Below are 20,871 nucleotides of genomic sequence, written 5' to 3'. Positions count from 1 at the left end.
TCGCGCCGATTCTCTTTCAACCGAGTGAGGTACTCCAATGGCCGTTAGCAAGGTTTCCGACGCCGATTTCGAAGCCGAGGTGCTCAAGGCGAACGGCCCTGTGGTCGTCGATTTCTGGGCCGAATGGTGCGGCCCCTGTCGCATGATCGCCCCCGCGCTCGACGAGATCGCCGGCGCGATGGGCGACAAGGTCAAGATCGTCAAGCTCAACGTCGACGAGAGCCCGAAGACCGCGTCGAAGTACGGCGTGATGTCGATTCCGACCCTGATGATCTTCAAGGGCGGCGAGATGGCCTCCCGCCAGGTCGGCGCGGCGCCGAAGGCGAAGCTGCAGCAGTGGATCACCTCCGCGGTCTGATCGTTTCGCGAGATACGATTATTTTCGAGAACGGCCGGCGAAATGCCGGCCGTTTGCGTTGAAGGGGCATGTCCTGCGCTGACGCGTTGATTCACGAGTCTCGCCCTTGCCCGCCACTCCCGCAAAACGCGTGCGAAAATCCAACCCCCTGGTTGCGATGGAGGCGCGGTCGGTCGATGCAATCCCGCGCGGCAAGGAATGGCAGTACGAACCCAAATGGGACGGCTTTCGCTGCCTGCTCTCGCGTGATGGCAGCCACGTCGATCTCCGCTCGAAATCCGGCGAGGATCTCGCGCGCTATCTTCCTGAAATTGTCGCCGCCGCTCTGGCGCTCAAGCCGCGGCGTTTCACGCTGGACGGCGAGATCGTCGTGCCGCAAGGCAAGGCCTTCTCCTTTGACGCGCTGCTGCAACGCATTCATCCCGCTGCAAGCCGCGTGAAAAAACTCTCACAGGAAACGCCGGCGCTTTATCTGACCTTCGACCTGCTCGCGACGGCCGGGCAGAAGCAGCTTGCCGAGAAGCCGCTGAGCGAACGAAGGCCGGCGCTGGAAGCTTTTGCGAAAGCCAACCTCCAAAGCAGCCCAGTCTTCCGCCTGTCGTCGACCACGACGAGCTATGCTACGGCCAAAAAGTGGCTGGCGCAGTCAGGCGGCGGCTCGGACGGCATCATCGCCAAGCGCATCGATCTGCCCTATCAGGCCGGCAATCGCGATGGCATGCAGAAGATCAAGAAATCCCGCAGCGCCGATTGCGTGGTCGGCGGCTTCCGCTATGCGACCAGCAGGATTGCGAACCGGAGAGTGGTCGGCTCGCTGCTGCTCGGGCTCTATGACGACAAGGGTCTCCTGAACCATGTCGGTTTCACCTCGGCGATCAAGGCGGAGGAGAAGCCGGCACTGACCGACCGTTTGGAGGCGCTGATCGCAAAACCCGGCTTCACCGGCAACGCGCCGGGCGGCCCGAGCCGATGGTCGACCGAACGTTCGGCGAAATGGTGCCCGCTCAAGCCGAAGCTCGTGATCGAGGTCTGCTACGATCATTTCAGCGGCGAGCGCTTCCGCCACGGCACCTCAATTCTGCGCTGGCGTCCCGACAAGGCGCCGCGGCAATGCACCTTCGAGCAGCTCAAGCAGAAGGTTGCCAATCCGATGAAGATGCTTGAGTGAAATTCGCGCTTACGCAGGAGGCGTGCCGTTGATCCCGAGCACATGGCCAGCCAGATAGAGCGAGCCGGTGATCAGGATGCGCGGCGGCACCTCGTAGGCGAGGATGGACAGCGCGCGTAGGGCGGCTTCGATGCCGGGAGCGATCTCGACGCGCATGCCGAAGCTGCGCGCGGCATCCGCGAGGCGGTCGACCGGCATGGCATTTTCGGTGTCCGGGATCGGCACCGCTATGATGTGACGGGTGAGGCCGGCAAAGTTGGCAAGGAAGCCTCGCGCGTCCTTGTTGGCCATCATGCCGGCGATGACGACGAGCGGCCGCGACACCCGCTCCTCGAGGTCGCCGAGCGCGGCCGCCGCGACGCGGCCGCCCTCGGCGTTGTGTCCGCCATCGAGCCAGATCTCGGAGCCCTGGGGTCCCCAGCCGAGCAGCTCGCCCGAAGTGATGCGCTGCATCCGCGCCGGCCATTCGGCGCCGACGATGCCGGCTTCGAACGCCGCATGATTGATCTTGAACGCGTTCGTCGCACGCAGCGTCGCGATCGCAAGGCCGGCGTTGTCGAACTGGTGGCGGCCGAACAGGCGCGGCGCCGCCAGATCCATCAGGCCGCGATCGTCGGAATAGACCAGCCGCCCGTGCTCGACATTGACGTGCCAGCTCTCGCCTGCAGCGAACAGCGGCGCGCGCATGCGCCTGGCCTGGGCCTCGATCACGGCCATCGCCTCCGGCGCCTGCTCGGCACAAACCACGGGCACGCCGCGTTTGATGATGGCGGCCTTCTCCGCGGCGATCGACGCCAACGTTTCGCCGAGGAAATCCGTGTGATCCATGCTGATCGGCGTGATGACGCACGCGAGCGGTGCATCGACGACATTGGTCGAATCGAGCCGGCCACCGAGACCAACTTCGAGCAGCACCACATCGGCCGGATTTTGCGCGAACAGATGGAACGCCGCGGCGGTCTTCAGCTCGAACACGGTCGCAGGCTCGCCTTCATTGACGCGCTCGACCTCCTGGAGCGCGTCACGCAATTCGTCGTCGCCAACGAGCACACCGCCGCCGATACGGCCAAGCCGAAAGCATTCGTTGATGCGCACGAGATAGGGCGAGGTATAGGCGTGAACGCGCAGGCTAGCCGCCTCCAGCGTCGCCCGCAGATACGCGAGCGTCGAGCCCTTGCCGTTGGTGCCGGCAATATGGATCACCGGCGGCAGCTTGCGCTCGGGATGGCCGAGCCGGTCGAGCAGACGGTGCATCCGCTCGAGCCCGAGATCGATGCGCTTTTGATGCAGGGCCGATAGCCGCCCGATCAGGTCGTCGAGCGACGGCTTTGCACTGGGTACAGAGGCGTTCACGCGTGCGGCGCGGCCGGCGCCACCTCGGGGGCCGATACGATCTGGGCCGGGCTGGCCACCGGCTGCGTCGGCTTCGATGCGCCCTCAAGCGCCGGCGACTTGGTCAGCAGGCGGCAGAGCCGCGCCAGGGTCGGACGGAGATCATGGCGATGCACGACCATGTCGACCATGCCATGTTCCTTCAGGTATTCGGCGCGCTGAAAGCCCTCGGGGAGTTTTTCGCGGATGGTCTGCTCGATGACGCGCGCCCCGGCGAAGCCGATCAGCGCGCCGGGCTCGGCAATCTGCACGTCGCCGAGCATCGCATAGGACGCCGTAACGCCGCCGGTGGTCGGGTTGGTCAGGACGACGATGTAGGGCTGCTTTGCCTCGCGCAGCATCTGCACCGCCACCGTCGTGCGCGGCATCTGCATCAGCGACAAGATGCCTTCCTGCATGCGCGCGCCGCCGCTCGCGGCGAATACGATGAAGGGCGACTTCTTCTCGACCGCGAGCTCGAGCCCGCGCACGATGGCTTCGCCTGCGGCCATGCCGAGCGAGCCGCCCATGAAATCGAAATCCTGCACGGCGACGACGACGGCGGCGCCCTCGAGCTTGCCGTACCCGACCTTGATCGCATCGTTCAAATTGGTGCGCGCGCGGGCATCCTTGATGCGGTCGACGTATTTCTTCTCGTCGCGGAACTTGAGCGGATCAGGGGTGACTTCGGGCAGCGCGACGTCGAACCAGGTCTCGTTGTCGAAGATCGATTTCAGACGCGCCACCGCGCCCATGCGCATGTGGTAGTTCGAGCCGGGGATGACGAACTGGTTGGCCTCGACGTCCTTGTAGAACACGAGCTGCCCGGAATCCGGACACTTGATCCACAGGTTCTCCGGCGTCTCCCGCCGCAGCATGTTGCGGATCTTCGGCCGGACCACATTGGTAAGCCAGTTCATGGTTTGCTCCGATTAGCGATCCCGCGCCGGGATCGCCTGAAGGGATATATGGCCGCCGGAACTTGGCCCGGCAAGCCGCCGTGTCGTCCGCCTTGGCAGCGGAATTATGGCCTACTCCGCGGCCTGCTGTGCGCCCCTGACACCCTGGGCCAGGGATGCCGTCAGCGCGGCCACGGCGCTAACGGTTTTGCCAGTCGCCCGTCCCTCGGCGTCGAGGCTGTTTTTGAGCGCATCGACCAGCGCGGTGCCGACCACCGCGCCGCTGGCATGCGAGGCGATGGCGCGGGCGGCCTCCGGCGTGCGGATGCCGAAGCCGACACAGACCGGCAGCTTGGTGTGCCGCTTGATCCGCGCGACGGCCTCGCTGACAGCCGTGCTGTCGGCAGCCGCCGCACCCGTGATGCCGGTGATCGAGACGTAGTAGACGAAGCCCGAGGTGTTGGCGAGCACGGCCGGCAGGCGCTTGTCGTCGGTCGTCGGTGTCGCCAGGCGAATGAAGTTGAGGCCGGCCTTCATCGCTGGCAGGCAGAGCTCGTCGTCTTCCTCCGGCGGCAGGTCGACGATGATGAGGCCGTCGATGCCGGCGGTCTTGGCGTCAGTGAGGAACTTGTCGACGCCGTAGATGTAGATCGGGTTATAGTAACCCATCAGCACGATCGGCGTCGCATTGTCGTCCTTGCGGAAGCCGCGCACCAGCTCGAGCGTCTTCTTCAGCGTCATGCCGGCCTTCAGCGCGCGCAGGCCCGCGGCCTGGATCGACGGCCCGTCGGCCATCGGATCGGTGAAGGGCATGCCGATCTCGATCACGTCGGCGCCCGCCTTCGGCAGCGCCTTGATGATCTCGAGCGAGGTCGCCGGATCGGGATCGCCGGCCATCAGGAAGGTGACGAAGGCCGAGCGGCCCGCTTTCTTCAGCTCGGCAAAACGGGTGTCGATACGCGTGCTCACTTGGTCTGGCCCTTCAGGATGTCGCCGACCTGCGGCACGTCTTTGTCGCCACGTCCGGAGAGGTTGACGACCATCAGGTGATCTTTCGGCCGCTTCGGCGCGAGCTCCATCACCTTGGCGATGGCGTGCGCGGGTTCGAGCGCCGGGATGATGCCTTCGAGGCGCGACAGAAGCTGGAAGGCGGCGAGCGCCTCATCATCGGTCGCGGAGAGATAGTTGACGCGGCCGATCTCGTGCAGCCAGGAATGTTCGGGGCCGATGCCGGGATAGTCGAGACCGGCGGAGATCGAATGCGCGTCCTGGATCTGGCCATCCTCGTCCATCAGGAGATAGGTGCGGTTGCCGTGCAGCACGCCGGGACGGCCACCGGCGATCGAGGCCGCATGCAGTTGCGTGAGCCCGTGGCCCGCAGCTTCGACGCCAAAAATCTCGACGCTGGCGTCATCGAGGAAGGGATGGAACAGGCCCATGGCATTCGAGCCGCCGCCGATGCAGGCCACCAGCGAGTCCGGCAGGCGGCCCTCGACCTCCTGCATCTGGACCTTGGTCTCGTTGCCGATCACCGACTGGAAGTCGCGCACCAGCGTCGGATAGGGGTGCGGCCCCGCGACCGTACCGATGCAGTAGAACGTGTTGTGGACGTTGGTGACCCAGTCGCGCAGCGCCTCGTTCATGGCGTCCTTCAGCGTGCGCGTGCCCGATTGCACCGGGAACACTTTTGCGCCCAGCATCTCCATGCGGATGACGTTGGGCTGCTGCCGCTCGACGTCGACGGCTCCCATATAGACCACGCATTCGAGCCCGAAGCGCGCGCAGAGCGTGGCAGTGGCGACGCCGTGCTGGCCGGCGCCGGTCTCGGCGATGATGCGCTTCTTGCCCATGCGCCGCGCCAGCATGATCTGGCCGAGCACGTTGTTCACCTTGTGCGAGCCGGTGTGGTTGAGCTCCTCGCGCTTGAGGTAGATCTTGGCGCCGCCGAGATGCTCGGTGAGGCGCTCGGCGAAATAGAGCGGTGAGGGCCGGCCGACATAGTGCTTGAGGTAGCCGTTCATCTCGGCCTGAAAGGCCGGGTCAGACTTGGCCTCGCTGTAGGCCTTCTCCAGATCGAGGATCAGCGGCATCAGGGTTTCGGCGACGAACCGTCCGCCGAAGATGCCGAAATGGCCGCGCTCATCGGGGCCGCTGCGATAGGAATTTGGCCTAGCGATATTCTTGGCAATACTCATCGAACGCTCAACTCTTGGCTAGCGCGCGCCGCGCGAATGAAGGCCTCGATCAGCTCCGGATCCTTGACGCCGGGGGCGCTCTCGACGCCGGAGGAAACATCGACGCCGCCGGCGCGGGTGATGCGCAGGGCGTCCGCGACGTTCTGGGCATGCAGGCCGCCCGAGACCATGTAAGGCAGCGCGAGCTGGAGGTTTTCAAGTAGATGCCAGTCGAAGGACGCACCCAGTCCGCCCGGCCGCGTGGCATCCTTCGGCGCGCGCGCATCGAACAGGATACGATCCGCAACCGCGGCGTAGCCGGCCAGCGCCGCGAGATCCGCGGATGTCTCGACGGGAACGGCTTTCATCACCGGGCGGCCGAACCGCTGCTTGATGTCGCGCAGTCGCGCGACGCTCTCCTTGCCGTGGAGCTGGAGAATGTCAGGAGACAGCGCGTCCATGATGTTGTCGAGCGTCGCGTCATCGGCATCGACCGTAAGCGCCACCTTCAGCGCACGCTGCTTCACCTGCCGGCCGAGCTCGCGCCCCAATTCCAGCGAGAGGTGCCGCGGCGACGGCGGGAAGAACACGAACCCCACCATGTCGGCGCCCGCGTCGAGCGCCGTTTGAAGCGTCTCGCGCGTAGACAGGCCGCAGATCTTGACGAGCAGGGACATGGTCTCAAAGCAAATCGAGGCCGCGCATCCGCGGCCGGAAAACGGGGTTTTCGGTTGCGGCCGCTTCTACAACGTCGCGCGCTGCTTGTCTCGCCCGATGGGGCCATAGAGGCCGGCCCCGGAGGGGATCGGAAGGCGCTGCGGATCTTTACCCCGATCTTGCCGCGCCGCGGCGGCCTGGGCCCGCAGATCGGCCAGTTCGGCCCTGGCGGACCGCGCCTCAGCCTCGTTCCGGCGCGCCGCACGCCGCCAGCGCCCCTGGCCGAGCCAAACCGCGCAACCGCCCGCCAGCACACCCAGCACAGCGACGACGATCAGGAGCAGGAACAGCGGCAGTGTGACCGACAATGACGGGTCGGCCGAAATGAAGGGATCGAAGGAGACCGTGACGAAGTGCCGGTTGGCGACGGCGAAGTCGACCAGGATCAGGCCCAGCGGAATCACGATCAGCGCGGTCAGGAATTTTCGCATCACGCTTCGCTTGCCTTGAATCAAGAGCCCGGCCGCATCGCTGCGACCGCTGAAAACCCTGACGCCGGCCTCAGTCTGCCGCGCCAGGATCCGGACTGTCGCGGTTCAGCCGCTCGCGCATTTCCTTGCCGGTCTTGAAGAACGGAACGCTCTTCTGATCGACGGGCACATGGGCGCCGGTGCGTGGATTGCGGCCGGCGCGTGCCGGTCGATGTTTCACCGAGAATGCGCCGAAACCGCGCAGCTCGACGCGATCACCGCGCGCAAGGGCCGCGACGATCTCCTCGAGAATCGCATTCACAATGTTCTCGACATCCCGCTGGTAAAGATGCGGGTTGTGCTCGGCGATACGCTGAACAAGTTCGGATTTGATCATCGAGAGATAGGACCCGGGAGCGTGCGGACAACCATTTCCGTGAAAATACGTTGAACTGTCAAGACGCTAAATGAAGTTTGACGGACGTGAAAGTGCGTGACAAATGCCAAAAAAGCGGGCTGCCACGGCACTCGCGGAGCGGGTACATCCCAGAGAACACGCCTGGTTCCCGTCAATTCGACGCCGCCGGCTGCCAAAGGGCCAGCATTCCATCCATTCCGAACCGATCGACCGCCTGGACAACGCCAGTTTGCCCGATCTGGTGCGCAATCGAGCTGAATCCGAGGGCTTCGAGCGTGACAGCCGCCGTCGCCTTGAAGATCGACAGATCGCCAAAGCGCGGCTGCAGCTTATAGTCGCGGACCGGAAGGCCCTTCTTGACGCCCTTCTGCTCGACGAGCCAGTCCACGGCGGTCTTTTCGTCGCCGAGCTGATCGATGAGCTTGAGATCGATCGCCTGCCGACCGGTGAAGACCCGGCCATCGGCGACTTTCTCGAGTTGCGTGTCGTCCATGCCACGCCGTTCCTTCACCAATCCCCTAAACCAGGCGTAGGAGTCCTTCACCAGCGCATCGAGCGCGGCGCGCGCCTCGGGGCTGGTCGGCTCGAAGCCGTTGGGTGCGGCCTTCAACGGCGAGGATTTTACCTCCTCCACCTTGACGCCAAGGGTCTTCAACAGCTCGGCGACATTCGGATACTGGAACAGCACGCCGATCGATCCGACCAACGAGCTCTGCTGGGCAACGATGTGATCGCTCGCGATCGCCGTGATGTAGCCCCCGGAGGCCGCAAGGCCTTCGACCACCACAACCAGCGGCTTCTTGGCTTTCAGTCGCGTCAGGGCATCATAGAGCTGCTCGGAGCCGGCAGTGGTGCCGCCCGGCGAGTTGACATGCACAATGACGGCCGCGGCCTGCGAGTTCTCCAGCCGCTCGAGTGCGCGCGTGCGCTCGGAATCGCTGCGGATGAGACCATCGATCTGCACCCGCGCAATCGAGCCTGCGGATGCGAAGGTGCCACGCGCGCCGGGCGTCGCAATCAGCGCAAAGCCCGCAATCGACGCGATCGCGATCAGCGCGGCCAGGACGCGCCAGAACGTCAGCTTGCGGCGGATCCTGCGGCGATCGACGATGATGTCCGAATCGAGCGACATCGAAAAATCTCCAAATAAAGGTCAGGCGCGTTGTGCCGTCACAGCGTGACCATTTCATTATCTGGATACATCAATTGCGGCGCAATTTGAAGAAATGAAGGCTTGTCCCGGCGCAGACCAGGACCTGTCACACGCACTGTGTCGTCCCCGCGAAGGCCGGGACCCATACCCACAGGATGCAGTTGTGGCGCGAGATACTGGTTAGCAATGTTCGTCAAACCACTCCCTGGGGTTATGGGTCCCGGCCTTCGCCGGGACGACAGGTGATTAGACGCAAACAAAAAAGCCCCGGCGGATCGCCGGGGCTTTGATGCATGCGTAAGCGGTAGTCGGCTTACTTGTTCTCGCCGCGGTTCTTGAGCGCGGTGCCGAGGATGTCGCCGAGCGTCGCCCCCGAATCGGAGGAGCCGTACTGTGCGATGGCTTCCTTTTCTTCGGCGACTTCGAGCGCCTTGATCGACACCTGGACCTTGCGGGCCTTCTTGTCGAACTGGATCACGCGGGCATCGACCTTCTCGCCGACGGCGAAGCGTTCGGCGCGCTGGTCGTTGCGGTCACGGGCGAGCTCCGAGCGCTTGATGAAGGTGGTGAAGTCGGTACCGGCGATCTTCACCTCGATGCCGCTCTCCTTCACTTCGAGCACTTCGCAGGTCACGACCGCGCCCTTCTTGACATCGCCCGGCTCAGCGAACGGGTCGCCTTCGAGCTGCTTGATGCCGAGCGAGATACGCTCCTTCTCGACGTCCACATCGAGCACCACGGCCTTCACCATGTCGCCCTTCTTGTAGTTGTCGATCACCTGCTCGCCCGGAAGCTTCCAGTCGAGGTCGGAGAGATGGACCATGCCGTCGACGTCGCCCTCGAGACCGAGGAACAGACCGAACTCGGTCTTGTTCTTGACCTCGCCCTCGACCACCGAACCGGTCGGGTGACCTTCCACGAAGACCTCCCATGGGTTGCGCATGGTCTGCTTGAGGCCGAGCGAGATGCGGCGCTTGACGGAATCGACTTCCAGCACCTGCACTTCGACTTCCTGCGAGGTCGAAACGATCTTGCCGGGGTGCATGTTCTTCTTGGTCCACGACATCTCGGAGACGTGGATCAGGCCTTCGATGCCCGGCTCGAGCTCGACGAAAGCACCGTAGTCGGTGATGTTGGTGACGCGGCCGGTGAAGCGGGCACCCAGCGGGTACTTGGCTTCGATGCCCTGCCACGGATCGTCCAGGAGCTGCTTCATGCCCAGCGAGATGCGGTGCGTCTCGTGGTTGATCTTGATGATCTTGACCTTCACGGTCTGGCCGATCGAGAGCACCTCGGTCGGGTGGTTGACGCGACGCCAGGCGATATCTGTGACGTGCAGCAGGCCGTCGATGCCGCCGAGATCAACGAACGCACCGTAATCGGTGATGTTCTTGACCACGCCGTCGATGACCTGACCCTCTTCGAGGTTCTGCACCAGCTCCTGGCGCTGCTCGGCGCGAGTCTCTTCCAGCACCGTGCGGCGGGAGACGACGATGTTGCCGCGGCGGCGGTCCATCTTGAGGATCTGGAACGGCTGCGCGTTGTTCATCAACGGCGCGACGTCGCGGATCGGACGGATGTCGACCTGCGAGCGCGGCAGGAACGCCACGGCGCCGTCGAGGTCGACGGTGAAGCCGCCCTTGACCTGGTTGAAGATGACGCCCGTGACCTTTTCGTTGTTCTGGAACGCCTTCTCCAGCTTGCCCCAGCTCTCTTCGCGGCGCGCCTTGTCGCGCGACAGCACGGCTTCACCGAGGGCGTTTTCGATGCGATCGAGGAACACTTCCACCTCGTCGCCGACCTTGAGATCGCTTTCACGGCCTGGGCCCGAAAATTCGCGCAGCGCGACGCGGCCCTCGGTCTTCAGGCCGACATCGATGACGGCCATGTCCTTTTCAATTGCAACCACCTTGCCCTTGACGACGGAGCTTTCCTGCAAATTGCCGCCGGCAAAGGACTCGTCGAGCATCGCGGCGAAATCATCGCGCGAGGGGCTATAGGTATCAGCAGAAATCGAAGCCATTTGTTCTCCAGTTGCGGACGTCTCGCCGGCCAGCGGGTTTAAGGGCGTATCGTGCGTGCAGTGTCGGAAGGTCCGCAAAACCTTCAAGCGACCGCTCGTCGCCTCGGACATTCACCGAGAACAGCAAGAGCGGGCCGGCCAGGCCTGCACGTTCGATACGTGGAAAATCTTGATCCGGAGCCTGGATGTCGGTCCCAAACAGGGAACCGAGACATCGACCTCAAAGAGCGGGAGCGGGCGCTTCCTCCAATGACGGCCGCGGCTTAACCCCGCGGACGGCCCGCTCGGACGGCCTCGATAATGTCGATGGCGGCCCGGACGCCGCCTTCTATATCGAGTTGGGAGTTGTCTAGCAAGTAAGCATCCGGAGCCGGCCTTAAAGGCGCAATGGGGCGGTTCTTGTCGCGCTCGTCGCGCTGGATGATGTCGGCCAGCACCGCGGCCTCATCCGCCTCCTCGCCCCGTGCCTTCGCCTCCATGGTGCGGCGGCGGGCGCGGACCTTGGGGTCGGCGACGACGAAAATCTTCACATCGGCGTCCGGGCAGATCACCGTTCCGATGTCGCGGCCGTCAAGCACAGCACCCGGCGGATCGGCGGCAAATTGCCGCTGGAAGTTGACCAAGACCTCGCGGACCCTGGGGATAGCGGAGACGACGGACGCGCCCTCGCCAACCTTCTGGGTCTTCAGGACGGGATTGCCGAAATTCTCGGGATCGAGCTCCAGGGCGGCGGCAACTGCGGCCGCCTCGTCGCGAAGGTCATGGCCTGACTGCATCAGGGCATAGGCAACCGCGCGATAAATCACGCCGGTATCGAGGTGACGATAGCCGTAATGGTGGGCGAGGCGCTTGCCGAGCGTGCCCTTGCCCGAGGCCGCGGGTCCGTCGATGGCGATAATCATGAAAACTCCGCGCCAATCGAACGCATCATCGGAATGAAATCCGGGAAGCTGGTGGCAATGAAGGCGGTGTCATCGACCTTCACCGGTTGGTCTGAAGCGCAGCCCATCACCAGCGCCGACATCGCGATGCGATGGTCCATATGGGTGGCGACGAGGCCGCCGCCAGGGACATGGCCGCGGCCCTCGACGACCAGATCGTCGCCGGAAATCTCGACCTTCACGCCGTTGACGCGCAGCATGTCGGCCGTGGCCGCCAGACGGTCGGATTCCTTGACGCGCAGCTCGTGCAGGCCGCGCATAATCGTGGTGCCCTCGGCGAAGGATGCCGCCACCGCGAGCACCAGATATTCGTCGATCATCGAAGGCGCGCGCTCCGGCGGCACCTCGACGCCGCGCAGCTTCGATGCGCGCACGCGCAAGCGCGCCATCGGCTCACCGGCATCGCCCCGCACCTCGCTCTCCTCGATCGAAGCGCCCATTTCGCGCAGCGTCGTGAAGAGACCGGTGCGCAGCGGATTGGTCATGACGTCGGTCAGGATGAGATCGGACCCATCGGCGATCAGCGCAGCAACAATCGGAAAAGCGGCCGAGGACGGATCGGCGGGCACCACGACCTCGGCACCGTGCAGCTCGGGTTGCCCGACGAGGGTGATGCGGCGGCCATGCGTGCCTTCGACCGCCGAAGTGATGTCGGCACCGAAATGCTTCAGCATCAGTTCGGTATGGTCGCGGCTCGCCTCGGTCTCGATCACGGTCGTCGTGCCGGGCGCGGCCAGGCCTGCCAGCAGCACGGCCGATTTGATCTGCGCGGAGGCGACGGGGGTCCGGTAGGTGATCGGCAGGGGATCGCGCGCGCCCTGGATCGTCAATGGCAGACGTCCGCCCTCACCGCCGGAGATGACCTTGGCACCCATCTTTTCGAGCGGATCCAGGATCCGGCGCATGGGACGGCTGCGGAGCGAGGCGTCGCCGTCGAACACCGCGGAAATCGGACATCCGGCCACCGCGCCCATCACCAGCCGGCATCCGGTGCCGGAGTTCCCGAAATCGAGGGGCGCCTTGGGCTGGGCGAAGCCGGCGACGCCGACTCCATGCACCTTCCAGGCAAAATCGCCGGTGCGCTCGACCTTGGCGCCGAGGGCCTGCATGGATTTGGCGGTGTTGAGGACGTCTTCCCCCTCCAAGAGGCCGGAAATCCGGGTTTCGCCGACCGCGAGTGCGCCCAGGATCAGGGCACGATGGGAGATCGACTTGTCCCCGGGCACCCGTAGTTTCCCGGTCAGGGCGCCGCTGGCGCGAGACTGGAGCGGCCTCGGTTGGTCGGAATGGGTCAAGATTGTGTCCTTGGATGTGCCCCTCGGGGGACAGGGGCGCAGGTACCACATGGCCCGCGCCCCGTCACGGGCATGTCTTTCTTCCGTAATGCGCTATTGACAGCGGGCCGCCAACTAGCCAAGTGAAGCACCGCTTTTCAGACATTCCCAGGATTCCTGCCGTGGCCAAGTCCGAACTCGGAACCAAACGCATTTGCCCGACCACGGGCAAGAAGTTCTATGACCTCAACAAGAATCCGGTGATCTCGCCCTATACTGGCGAGGTGGTGCCGATTGCCCCGGTCGCGCCGGTGCGTGCGACCCGCGGCGCCGAAGCGCGCAGCATGGCCCAGGACACCACGCCGGAGCCGGCGGAGACCGAAGAGATGGTCTCGCTCGAGGAGGCCGATGCCGAGGAGAACACCGGCAAGGTCAAGGCCGTCGTGCCCGAATCGGAGGACGATATCGAGGTCGATGAGACCCTTGACGACGACGATGACGACGATTCGACCTTCATCGCCGACGAGGAAGAGGGCGATGAGGACGTGACCGACATCATTGGTGATGTCGGAGGTGATGAAGAGACTTGAGATAATTCCAGAACTGTGGTTCTGGGTCTCTCCCGACGCGTCGCCCAAGGCGCGTCGGATGGTTAAGGGGCCATAGCTCAGCTGGGAGAGCGCTTGCATGGCATGCAAGAGGTCGGCGGTTCGATCCCGCCTGGCTCCACCAGCCTTCGCTCGCTTCGCGAGCTTCGGCTGGGCAAGCCAGTTCCGCTCCATCATAGCGAAGCTAGCGAAGGCTGCCGCGGCGTAGCCCGAAGGGCGAAGCCGGGCTCTGACGAAACTCCCTACTCCCCGATCACCGCATTGAGCCTGTCGCGCAGGGCGACGATCTCGTTCTTCATGCCGGTCAGCGCTGACACCGAGCAGTCGGACGCAGCGAGGATCGACTGCGGGACGCTGCGCGCCTTGTCCTTCAACGCGTGCCCCTGCGGCGTCAGGGCAATCAGCACCTGACGTTCATCCTCGCTCGAGCGCGTACGCCGGACCAGATGGGCCGCCTCGAGCCGCTTCAGGAGCGGCGTCAGGGTGCCGGAATCCAAGAACAGCTTCTCGCCGATGTCCTTCACCGGCACGTCGTCCTGCTCCCACAGCACCAACATCACCAGATACTGCGGGTAGGTCAGGCCGAGTCGGTCGAGCAGCGGCTTGTAGACGCGGTTGAAGGCATGGGCGGCCGAATAGACCGCAAAGCAGATCTGGTTATCGAGCCGCAGCGGCTGATCGGCCGCCAATTGTTTCCGGACCATGGAGAGCCTCAAGGGATTCGTCTTGGCATTGTGGGACGCGGCAGCCTCCGATTCAATTGCGAACAATTAAATGTGAGGCTGCTTAATTTCAATTGCACGCAATCTAATTGTTTGCAATAAAGATCGCGTCCCAACCGGAACCCCAGGAGACGAAGATGTCCGTGAATGTCCTCTACAAGACCAGCGCGAAGGCCACCGGCGGCCGCGATGGCCATGCCGCAACCCTCGACGGCGCCCTCGACGTCAAGCTCACCACGCCGAAGGAGCTCGGCGGCGGAGGCGGCGCCGGCAACAATCCCGAACAGCTCTTTGCGGCCGGATATGCCGCCTGCTTCATCGGCGCGATGAAATTCGTGGCCTCGCAGGGCGGCCCGAAGGTCCCCGCTGACACCTCCGTCACCTCAACGGTCGGCATCGGCCCGCGTTCCGAGGGCGGCTTCGGGCTCGACATCGATCTGGCCATCTCGCTGCCCGGCGTGCCGCGCGCGGAGGCCGAGGCGCTGGTCGAAAAGGCCCACCAGGTCTGCCCCTATTCCAACGCCACCCGCGGCAATGTCGACGTCCGCCTGAAGGTCGTCTGATCGACGTGGATCGGCCGGCCCGAGATCCCCCTCGGGCCGGCCATTCGCTCGATTTGCCACGCCGCGGGATTGGCGAGCGGCGGCGCATACGCCCCTACGCGGGACGCCATTGCTGGCGTGGGCGAACCTCGCTAGGCCTGTGCTCAACGATCGACACAGGGTTGAAGCGAAGGTTTGCTGCCATGACTTCCGAAGCCGCTAACGGCGCAATGAGCGGACTGCGCGTCATCGACCTCACGCGCGTGCTCGGCGGCCCCTACTGCACGCAGATCCTCGCCGATCATGGCGCCGACGTGATCAAGGTCGAGCCGCCGACAGGCGACGAGGTGCGCGAGTGGGGCCCTCCCTTCCACGAGGAGGACGCGGCCTATTTCGTCGGCATCAACCGCAACAAGCGCTCGATCGGCCTCGACCTCGCCTCCGAGGGCGGCCGCGCCGTGCTGCTCAAGATGCTGGAGACGGCCGACGTCCTGATCGAGAATTTCAAGCCGGGCACGCTGGAGAAATGGGGCATCGGCAACGAGGTTCTGCGCGAAAAATTTCCGCGGCTCGTGCACTGCCGGATCTGCGGTTTCGGCGCCGACGGTCCGCGCGGCGGCAATCCCGGCTATGACGCCATCATCCAGGCCATGACCGGCATGATCGCGGCGACCGGCTCGCCGGAAAGCGGCCCGATGCGGATCGGCGTGCCGCTGGTCGACATCACCACCGGCCTCTATGCGGCGATCGGCATCCTGATGGCGCTGTCGGAACGGCAGCGCTCAGGGCTTGGCCAGTTCCTCGAGACCACGCTATACGAGACCGGCCTTGCCATCATGCATCCGCACACCGCGAACTATTTCATGCATGGCAAGCCGCCGGGCCTCACCGGCAACGAGCACCCCAATCTCGTGCCTTACGCGATCTTCCCGACCAAGACCGACGACATCTTCATCGGCGTCGGCAACGACGGAACCTTCCGCAAGTTGTGCAAGGAGATCGGCAAGGTGGAGCTCGGCACCGATCCGCGCTTTGCCCGCAACAAGGACCGCATCGCCAATCGCGAGGCGCTGCGCGCAGAGCTTGCCGCGGTGTTCAGCCAGCACGAGGCCGAGCCGCTCTGCAATCGCCTGCTCGCCGCGGGCCTTCCCGCCGGCCCGGTGCAGAAGATCGACCAGGCGCTGACCAACCCGCATACGATCTACCGCGGCGATGTCATCGAGAAGGACTGGTACAAGGGCGTCGCCTCGCCGATCCGGCTCGACCGCAGCAAGCCGAGCCTGCGCCGGCTGCCGCCGAAATTCAGCCAGCATTCCGCCGAGGTGCTCGGCGAGTTCGGATACTCCAGGGCCGAGATCGACGCGATGCTCGCCAAGGGCGTGGTCTGCGGCCCCGAGCGCAAGCGCTGAGGCCCGCACACCTCGCATCCGACAGCCGATGCCGCACTGCGGCGCGAGCACGATAGTGCGGCGCGAACGGCTGCGGCTGCCCCGGACGCGCATTCGCCTATTTGACAGCTTCCCTTTTCCAGCGCTTGCCGCTTTCGTTTCGGCCGCTTACACAGTCATGTGAACGTCATATGGCGCTGCTAGCGCAAGCGATCATTTTTGACGGCCCAAGGGAGGTTTTCTTGATGGCTCTTCGACCATTTGCTGCGGCTGCCGCTTTTGCGGTCACGTTCGGCTTTGCCGCCTCGCCGGCCTTGGCCGCGACCGAAATCCAGTGGTGGCACGCGATGACCGGCGCGAACAACGACGTCATCGTCAAGCTCGCCAACGACTTCAACGCGTCGCAGAGCGATTACAAGGTCATCCCGACCTACAAGGGCAACTACCCCGACACCATGAACGCCGGCATCGCGGCCTTCCGTGCCGGCAACGCGCCCCACATCATGCAGGTGTTCGAAGTCGGAACCGCGACCATGATGGCCGCGACCGGCGCAGTCAAACCGGTCTACAAGCTGATGGCCGAGACCGGCGAGAAGTTCGATCCGAAGGCCTATCTGCCTGCGATCACCGGCTACTACTCGACCTCGAAGGGCGAAATGCTGTCCTTCCCCTTCAACTCGTCGTCCACGGTCATGTGGGTCAACCTCGACGAGCTGAAGAAGGCGAACGTCGAGATTCCGAAGACCTGGCCCGAGGTGTTCGACGCCGCCAAGAAGCTCCACGCCAACGGCCATCCCACCTGCGGCTTCTCGAACTCCTGGGTCACATGGGTCAATCTCGAGCAGCTCTCGGCCTGGCACAACGTGCCGCTGTCCACGAAAGCCAACGGGCTCGACGGCTTCGACACCGTGCTGGAGTTCAACGGACCGCTCCAGGTCAAGCATCTCGAGAAACTGGTCGAGCTCCAGAAGGATAAGACCTACGATTATGCCGGCCGCACCAACACCGGCGAAGGCCGTTTCACCTCCGGCGAATGCCCGCTCTACCTGACCTCGTCGGCCTTCTTCGGCAACGTCAAGGCGCAGGCCAAGTTCAACTTCACCGCCGTGCCGATGCCCTATTATCCGGACGTCAAGGGCGCGCCGCAGAACTCGATCATCGGCGGCGCCTCGCTCTGGGTCATGGGCGGCAAGTCGGCCGAAGAATATAAGGGCGTCGCGAAATTCCTGGCCTTCCTCTCGGACACCGATCGCCAGGTGTATATCCACAAGGCTTCCGGCTACCTGCCGATCACCAAGGCGGCCTATGAGAAGGCCAAGGCCGAGGGCTTCTACAAGGATCAGCCCTATCTCGAGACCCCGCTGCTCGAACTGACCAATAAGGAGCCGACCGAGAATTCGCGCGGCCTGCGCCTCGGCAACATGGTTCAGCTCCGTGATGTCTGGTCGGAAGAGATTGAGCAGGCGCTCGCCGGCAAGAAGACCGCCAAGCAGGCGCTGGATGCCGCCGTCGAACGCGGCAACCAGATGCTGCGGCAGTTCGAAAAGACCGCGGTCAAGTGAGGCAATGAGCGGCAGGCCGCGGATGCGTGGCCTGCCGCTTCTGCTGACATCATGCAAAAGCAGGCCATCTTCCAGTCAAAGCTGTTGCCCTACGCGCTGGTTGCGCCGCAACTCGCGATTGTCCTGATCTTTTTCTACTGGCCGGCCGCGCAGGCGGTGATCCAATCGTTCCTGCTGCAGGATGCTTTCGGTCTGTCGACCAGCTTCGTCTGGGTCGACAACTACCTCGACCTGTTTCGGGAGCCCGCCTATTTCGAGGCGATCGTCCGGACGTTCTTCTTCTCGTTCGCCATCGCCGTCTCTTCGCTGTCCCTCGCGCTGCTGCTCGCCGTGATGGCGGACAAGCCGTTGCGCGGCGGCACGATCTACCGCACGCTGCTGATCTGGCCCTACGCGGTCGCCCCGCCCGTGGTCGGCGTGCTCTGGATCTTCATGCTGCACCCCTCGCTCGGCGTGCTCTCGCGCTATCTTCGCGCCGCCGGCATCGACTGGAATCCGCTGCTCGACGGCAACCAGGCAGCAACGCTGATCATCCTCGCCGCGGCCTGGAAGCAGATCTCCTACAACTTCCTGTTCTTCCTCGCCGGCCTGCAGAGCATACCGAGGAGCGTGATCGAGGCAGCCGCCATCGACGGTGCGCGCCCGATGCGGCGGTTCTGGACCGTGACGTTCCCGCTGCTGTCGCCGACCATCTTCTTCCTCCTGGTCGTCAACATCGTCTACGCCTTCTTCGACACCTTCGGCATCATCGACACCATGACCCGCGGCGGTCCCGGCAAGTCGACGGAAACGCTGGTCTACAAGGTCTATACCGACGGACTCCTGGGCGGAAACCTCGGCGGCTCCGCGGCGCAATCGGTCATCCTGATGGGCATCGTCATCGTGCTGACGGGGATTCAGTTCCGCTTCGTCGAACGCAAGGTGACCTACTGATGGTCGAGCAAGAGGGCTTTCGGCGCTATATCGCCCACATCATCCTCTGGATCGGGATCGCGATCGTCGCGTTCCCCGTCTATCTCGCCATCATCGCCTCCACCCAGGACAACGCGCTGATCGCGAACGGACAGATGTCGCTGCTGCCGGGCGGGCATTTCCTCGAGGTCTACTACCAGACGATCTTCATCGGCACGAGCGGCTCGACCCGCGAGCCGGTCGGCAACATGATGCTGAACTCGCTGGTGATGGCGATGCTGATCGCGGTCGGCAAGATCGCGATCTCGATCATCTCGGCCTATGCGATCGTCTATTTCCGCTTTCCGTTCCGGATGCCGATCTTCTGGATCATCTTCATCACGTTGATGCTGCCGGTCGAGGTGCGCATCTATCCGACCTACAAGATCGTCGCCGACCTGCACATGCTCGACAGCTATGCCGGCCTGTCGCTGCCGCTGATCGCGTCGGCCACCGCGACGCTGCTGTTCCGCCAGTTCTTCATGACCGTGCCGGACGAGCTTCTCGAGGCCTCCCGCATCGACGGCGCTGGCCCGTTCCGCTTCTTCTGGGATACGCTGCTGCCGCTGTCGCGCACCAACATGGCCGCGCTGTTCGTGATCCTCTTCATTCTCGGCTGGAATCAATATCTCTGGCCGCTTCTGATCACCACCCGCGACGACATGCAGACCATCCAGATCGGCATCCGCAAGATGATCACAACCACCGACGCGCTCACCGAATGGCCGGTCGTGATGGCGACGGCCGTGCTGGCGATGCTGCCGCCGGTGTTCGTCGTCGTCGCCATGCAGAAATTGTTCGTGCGCGGCCTGGTCGAGACGGAAAAGTGACGATGGCGAATTGCGAAGGGCGAGTAGCGAATGGGGTCGCTGCGTCTGCCTTGCGTGCTAACCATTCCCCATTCGCCATTCCCTACCCGCTATTCGCCGGTGCAACCCATGGCTAACGTCACCCTGCGCAATGTCCGCAAGACCTATCCCGGCGGCTTCGAGGCGATCAAAGGCGTCGACGTCGATGTCGCCGACGGTCAGTTCTGCGTGCTGGTCGGCCCCTCCGGTTGCGGCAAGTCGACGCTGCTCCGCATGGTCGCGGGGCTCGAGACCGTCACCGGCGGCGAGATCGACATCGGCGGACGCATCGTCAACCAGGTCGAGCCTGCCGATCGCGACATCGCGATGGTGTTCCAGAACTACGCGCTCTATCCGCATATGAGCGTCTACAACAACATGGCTTACGGCCTGCGCAACCGCGGCATGCCGGAAGCCGAGATCAAGACCCGCGTCGAGGAAGCTGCACGCATCCTCGAGCTTGCGCCGATGCTGGAACGCAAGCCGCGGCAGCTCTCCGGCGGCCAGCGCCAGCGCGTCGCCATGGGCCGCGCCATCGTGCGCCAGCCGAAGGTGTTCCTGTTCGACGAGCCGCTCTCCAATCTCGATGCCAAGCTGCGCATCGCTATGCGGGTCGAGATCCGCAAGCTGCAGCGCCGGCTAAGTACGACTTCGATCTACGTCACCCACGACCAGTTAGAGGCGATGACGCTCGCCGACGTCCTGGTCGTGATGAATGGCGGACAGGTCGAGCAGGTCGGCAATCCCCTGGCGATCTACGAGAAGCCGGCGACGACATTCGTCGCCTCGTTCATCGGCGCCCCGCCGATGAACCTTATGTCGACGCGGCCCGACGCGATCAAAGCTCAGCTCGGCAACGGCCGTGCGGCGGAAGCCGGCATCCTCGGCATCCGCCCCGAAGATTTCGCCATCACCGACCAAACGCCGGCCGGCGGCGTCGCGCTTCCGCTGACGGTGGAAGCGATCGAGCGCGTCGGCGCCGAAACCTTCGTCTATGGTTCGCGGCAGCAGGAGGAGCAGCGCGTGGCCGCCAATCCCGGCGAGCTGCCGCCCGGCGAGGTCATCGTCCGCATTCCCGGAACCGAGGCCCCCGCGATCGGCCAGAAAATCCGTGTCGCCGCGGTCCGCGAGAAGCTGCATCTGTTCAGCGGCGACGGCCGGAAGCGGGTCGAGGCCTGAAACTTCAGGGGCCGGTCGATAAAAAATCGAAAACAACCCCATGCAAAGTAGCCAAGGTGGGCTTTCCACCCGCGCGGGCCGCGAAATGACGGCTGTGCACGGTCCCTGCCAGGTGCTTGAACCTGCACGGGGATATGACCATATTGTTGACCAAGGGGTGCCGCT

21 protein-coding genes and 1 tRNA gene are annotated in these 20,871 nt (G+C 64.2%); 10 read left to right on the top strand and 12 right to left on the bottom strand.

Annotated elements, in window-relative coordinates; translation table 11 throughout:
* Positions 1-37 precede the first annotated feature (37 nt).
* The gene (gene trxA, locus MTR72_RS13910) at positions 38-358 is read left to right on the top strand and encodes a thioredoxin (RefSeq protein WP_008540017.1); all 321 of its coding nucleotides are present in this window, start codon (positions 38-40) and stop codon (positions 356-358) included.
* Positions 359-464: 106 nt separating this feature from the next.
* Positions 465-1,526, top strand: coding sequence for an ATP-dependent DNA ligase (locus tag MTR72_RS13905; RefSeq protein WP_341510418.1), 1,062 nt, complete (start codon positions 465-467; stop codon positions 1,524-1,526).
* A 9-nt stretch (positions 1,527-1,535) separates the two neighbouring features.
* On the opposite strand, the gene MTR72_RS13900 is transcribed toward MTR72_RS13905, so the two are convergent.
* The 11 genes from MTR72_RS13900 to aroA form a co-directional block, all read right to left on the bottom strand.
* Positions 1,536-2,879 (bottom strand): bifunctional folylpolyglutamate synthase/dihydrofolate synthase, encoded by a 1,344-nt coding sequence (locus tag MTR72_RS13900; RefSeq protein WP_280967418.1) that lies wholly within the window; start codon positions 2,877-2,879, stop codon positions 1,536-1,538.
* Positions 2,876-3,817 (bottom strand): acetyl-CoA carboxylase, carboxyltransferase subunit beta, encoded by a 942-nt coding sequence (gene accD, locus MTR72_RS13895; RefSeq protein ID WP_280967419.1) that lies wholly within the window; start codon positions 3,815-3,817, stop codon positions 2,876-2,878. The genes MTR72_RS13900 and accD overlap by 4 nt, the downstream gene beginning before the upstream one ends.
* A gap of 111 nt (positions 3,818-3,928) precedes the next feature.
* A complete protein-coding gene (gene trpA, locus MTR72_RS13890) occupies positions 3,929-4,765 on the bottom strand; it encodes a tryptophan synthase subunit alpha (protein WP_280967420.1) in 837 nt (278 codons plus the stop codon).
* Complete coding sequence (trpB, locus tag MTR72_RS13885; RefSeq protein ID WP_280967421.1) at positions 4,762-5,991, bottom strand: tryptophan synthase subunit beta; 1,230 nt, start codon at positions 5,989-5,991, stop codon at positions 4,762-4,764. The genes trpA and trpB overlap by 4 nt, the downstream gene beginning before the upstream one ends.
* A complete protein-coding gene (locus MTR72_RS13880; protein ID WP_341510417.1) occupies positions 5,988-6,647 on the bottom strand; it encodes a phosphoribosylanthranilate isomerase in 660 nt (219 codons plus the stop codon). The genes trpB and MTR72_RS13880 overlap by 4 nt, the downstream gene beginning before the upstream one ends.
* A 66-nt stretch (positions 6,648-6,713) precedes the next feature.
* Positions 6,714-7,118 carry a LapA family protein gene (locus MTR72_RS13875; protein ID WP_280967423.1) on the bottom strand — a complete coding sequence of 135 codons (405 nt, stop codon included), beginning with the start codon at positions 7,116-7,118 and terminating at the stop codon, positions 6,714-6,716.
* Between the two features lie 70 nt (positions 7,119-7,188).
* The gene (locus MTR72_RS13870) at positions 7,189-7,494 is read right to left on the bottom strand and encodes an integration host factor subunit beta (protein WP_280967424.1); all 306 of its coding nucleotides are present in this window, start codon (positions 7,492-7,494) and stop codon (positions 7,189-7,191) included.
* 172 nt (positions 7,495-7,666) lie between these two features.
* Entirely contained in the window at positions 7,667-8,647 is a 981-nt protein-coding gene (gene sppA, locus MTR72_RS13865) for a signal peptide peptidase SppA (protein WP_280967425.1), read from the bottom strand.
* Between the two features lie 334 nt (positions 8,648-8,981).
* Positions 8,982-10,691, bottom strand: a complete 1,710-nt coding sequence (rpsA, locus tag MTR72_RS13860; RefSeq protein ID WP_280967426.1) for a 30S ribosomal protein S1 — start codon at positions 10,689-10,691, stop codon at positions 8,982-8,984.
* Positions 10,692-10,954: 263 nt separating this feature from the next.
* Positions 10,955-11,593 carry a (d)CMP kinase gene (cmk, locus tag MTR72_RS13855; protein ID WP_280967427.1) on the bottom strand — a complete coding sequence of 213 codons (639 nt, stop codon included), beginning with the start codon at positions 11,591-11,593 and terminating at the stop codon, positions 10,955-10,957.
* The gene (gene aroA, locus MTR72_RS13850; protein ID WP_341510416.1) at positions 11,590-12,927 is read right to left on the bottom strand and encodes a 3-phosphoshikimate 1-carboxyvinyltransferase; all 1,338 of its coding nucleotides are present in this window, start codon (positions 12,925-12,927) and stop codon (positions 11,590-11,592) included. The genes cmk and aroA overlap by 4 nt, the downstream gene beginning before the upstream one ends.
* Positions 12,928-13,088: 161 nt before the next feature.
* Between aroA and MTR72_RS13845 the strand changes: the two genes are divergently transcribed.
* Positions 13,089-13,496 (top strand): TIGR02300 family protein, encoded by a 408-nt coding sequence (locus MTR72_RS13845; RefSeq protein ID WP_280967429.1) that lies wholly within the window; start codon positions 13,089-13,091, stop codon positions 13,494-13,496.
* 66 nt (positions 13,497-13,562) lie between these two features.
* Positions 13,563-13,638 (top strand) — tRNA-Ala (locus tag MTR72_RS13840).
* Between the two features lie 118 nt (positions 13,639-13,756).
* Here the strand turns inward: MTR72_RS13840 and MTR72_RS13835 are convergent.
* Positions 13,757-14,218 carry a MarR family winged helix-turn-helix transcriptional regulator gene (locus MTR72_RS13835; protein ID WP_280967430.1) on the bottom strand — a complete coding sequence of 154 codons (462 nt, stop codon included), beginning with the start codon at positions 14,216-14,218 and terminating at the stop codon, positions 13,757-13,759.
* A gap of 155 nt (positions 14,219-14,373) precedes the next feature.
* Between MTR72_RS13835 and MTR72_RS13830 the strand changes: the two genes are divergently transcribed.
* The 6 genes from MTR72_RS13830 (at position 14,374) to MTR72_RS13805 (ending at position 20,706) form a co-directional block, all read left to right on the top strand.
* Entirely contained in the window at positions 14,374-14,799 is a 426-nt protein-coding gene (locus MTR72_RS13830) for an organic hydroperoxide resistance protein (RefSeq protein ID WP_280967431.1), read from the top strand.
* A 182-nt stretch (positions 14,800-14,981) separates the two neighbouring features.
* The gene (locus MTR72_RS13825) at positions 14,982-16,187 is read left to right on the top strand and encodes a CaiB/BaiF CoA transferase family protein (protein WP_341510415.1); all 1,206 of its coding nucleotides are present in this window, start codon (positions 14,982-14,984) and stop codon (positions 16,185-16,187) included.
* 224 nt (positions 16,188-16,411) lie between these two features.
* Complete coding sequence (gene ugpB / locus MTR72_RS13820; protein WP_280967433.1) at positions 16,412-17,728, top strand: sn-glycerol-3-phosphate ABC transporter substrate-binding protein UgpB; 1,317 nt, start codon at positions 16,412-16,414, stop codon at positions 17,726-17,728.
* A 51-nt stretch (positions 17,729-17,779) separates the two neighbouring features.
* The gene (ugpA, locus tag MTR72_RS13815) at positions 17,780-18,661 is read left to right on the top strand and encodes a sn-glycerol-3-phosphate ABC transporter permease UgpA (protein ID WP_280967434.1); all 882 of its coding nucleotides are present in this window, start codon (positions 17,780-17,782) and stop codon (positions 18,659-18,661) included.
* A complete protein-coding gene (ugpE, locus tag MTR72_RS13810; RefSeq protein ID WP_280967435.1) occupies positions 18,661-19,509 on the top strand; it encodes a sn-glycerol-3-phosphate ABC transporter permease UgpE in 849 nt (282 codons plus the stop codon). Before ugpA ends, ugpE begins: the two co-directional genes overlap by 1 nt.
* Before the next feature lie 108 nt (positions 19,510-19,617).
* Entirely contained in the window at positions 19,618-20,706 is a 1,089-nt protein-coding gene (locus tag MTR72_RS13805; RefSeq protein WP_280967436.1) for a sn-glycerol-3-phosphate import ATP-binding protein UgpC, read from the top strand.
* Positions 20,707-20,871 lie beyond the last annotated feature (165 nt).

The organism is Bradyrhizobium sp. ISRA442 (assembly GCF_038085055.1).
GTDB lineage: Bacteria > Pseudomonadota > Alphaproteobacteria > Rhizobiales > Xanthobacteraceae > Bradyrhizobium.
This window is presented reverse-complemented; position numbering and strand designations above follow the sequence as displayed.